Here is a 2,197-nt window from a genome sequence, read left to right as displayed (position 1 = left end):
TCACGACCACCCGCGACGGGCCTCGTCGGCCGCCTTCTGCTCGCGGGCCTCGCGGAAAATCGCACCCACGCTTTCCTCGGCCTCGCCTTCGGGCAGCGGCGCGCGTTCCGGACGCGGCAGCGCGGTCATCAGCTCGCTGGTCACCGCTTCAACCGGAATCTTCTGCTCGATATAGCCTCGATGTCCGGCAGACCCATCGCATAGCGCTCGCAGGCGAAGCTGATCGCATCGCCCTCCTCGCCCAGACGCGCGGTGCGGCCGATGCGATGCACGTAGTCTTCGGCGTCGAACGGCAGGTCGTAGTTGTAGACGTACTTGATGCCATCGATATGCAGACCGCGCGCGGCCACATCGGTGGCCACCAGCACTTCCAGCTGGCCGGCCTGGAACCGCTTGAGCAGGCTTTCGCGCTTTTTCTGCGGCACGTCACCGGACAGCACACCGACGCGGTAACCGGCTTTTTCCAGCGCACGGGCGACGCGCTCGACAAACACCTTGGTATTGACGAACACCATGGTGCGGGCGCCTTCACTGCGCGACAGCAGGCCGATCAGCAGCGGCAGCTTTTCCTCGTCGGCCGGGAAGTAGATGCGCTGGCGCACGCGGTCGGCGGTGATGCTTTCGGTCTCCACCACCAGCTTCTGCGGCTCGTTCATGTGCTCGTAGGCCAGCTCCAGCACGCGGTGGCTCAAGGTGACGCTGAACAGCAGGGTCTGGCGCGTGGTGCGCTCGGGCATGCGCCGCAGCAGGAAGCGGATGTCCTTGATGAAGCCCAGGTCGAACATGCGGTCGGCTTCGTCCAGCACGCAGATCTCGCAGGCGTGCAGCGAGACCACCTTGTGCTGCTTGACGTAGTCGATCAGGCGGCCGGGTGTGGCGATGATCACGTCCACGCCCTGCTGCAGCAGCTCGCGCTGCTTGTCGTAGTCCACACCGCCGTAGACCAGCGCAAAGCGCAGCCCGGTGTCGGCGGTGAACTTCATCGCGTCCTTGTGGATCTGGATCGCCAGCTCGCGGGTCGGCGCCAGGATCAGCGCGCGCGGGTCTTCCGGCTTGCGGTCGGCCAGCGCCGGACGGGTCAGCAGGCGGTTGCACACCGCCACCAGGAAGGCCAGCGTCTTGCCGGTGCCGGTCTGCGCCTGGCCGGCCACATCGCCGCCGGGCAAGGCCACCGGCAGGGTCAGCGCCTGGATCGGGGTACAGCGGGTGAAGCCAGCTCCTTCAAGGCCTGCCACCAGCGAGGGCTGCAGGTCGAAGGAGGAAAACGTCACATCGGTCAGCGGTTTGTCGCTCATTATTCTGTCTTTGTTGTGCCGGCCGGCCAAGGTGGCCGGGCAGCTTGCATCGATTCGGGTGCCGTCGCACACTGCGGCCCCTGCGCCGGGTCGCGTGACGTTGGGCCCTGCCCTGTATGTCTACGCGAATGCCCCAGTTTACCGCAATGCGACGGCCAACCCGGCACGGGTAGTCGCATTGCACCAGGAGACTCCAAAGTGAGCGATAAGGTTTTACACGTCGCGATGCCGACTTCGACACCGCCGTCCTGCAATCCGGCGAACCGGTCCTGGTGGATTTCTGGGCTGAATGGTGCGGCCCGTGCAAGATGATTTCCCCGGTTCTGGACGAGCTCGCTGATGCCTACGACGGCAAGCTGAAGATCGCCAAGGTCAACGTGACGAGAACCGCGCCACTGCGGTGAAGTATCACGTGCGCTCGATCCCGATGCTGCTGCTGTTCAAGGATGGCCAGATCCAGGCCACCCAGATCGGTGCGGTCGGCAAAGGCCAGCTGAGCCAGATGATCGACAAGGCCCTGGCCTGATCAAGCGGCAAGGTCCGGCGGCTGTCCGCCGCCGGCCCCTCCGGGCCTGCCATATGCCGGCCCAACAAGGTTTCCCGGCATCTTGCACCGCCACACTGGGCGGTGTTAGTGTCGCGACATCCGGCAGCATTCGCTTGCCGCACCCTCCGGTCGGGTTCTAGCCCGGACCCTTCCCAACCAGTTCGCCGCCCCGCAGGGCGCTCGCACATCCAAGCGAGAGGAATCAAGCACTTGTCCGAGAACACTCCTTCCGAAACCGGGAGCACCGACGCGCCCGTCGAGAAGCGCGTGCGCAAGCCGCGCGTTGCCAAGACCGTCGAAGCCAGCGACACCAGCGCTCCGGCAGCCTCCGCACCGGCCCAGCCGGCATTGCCCT

Annotated in this window: 2 pseudogenes; one reads left to right on the top strand and one right to left on the bottom strand. The window is 65.7% G+C overall.

Annotated elements, in window-relative coordinates:
- Positions 1-9 precede the first annotated feature (9 nt).
- A pseudogene (rhlB, locus tag JCM9942_RS14425) lies at positions 10-1,295 on the bottom strand (ATP-dependent RNA helicase RhlB); the annotation flags it as partial.
- Positions 1,296-1,493: 198 nt separating this feature from the next.
- Here rhlB and trxA point away from each other — a divergent pair.
- Positions 1,494-1,821: pseudogene (trxA, locus tag JCM9942_RS14420) on the top strand (thioredoxin TrxA).
- Positions 1,822-2,197 lie beyond the last annotated feature (376 nt).

The sequence above is a fragment of the Stenotrophomonas pictorum JCM 9942 genome (assembly GCF_001310775.1).
GTDB lineage: Bacteria > Pseudomonadota > Gammaproteobacteria > Xanthomonadales > Xanthomonadaceae > Stenotrophomonas > Stenotrophomonas pictorum.
The sequence above is the reverse complement of the archived record's forward strand: the minus strand, read 5'-3'. Positions and strand labels throughout refer to the sequence as shown.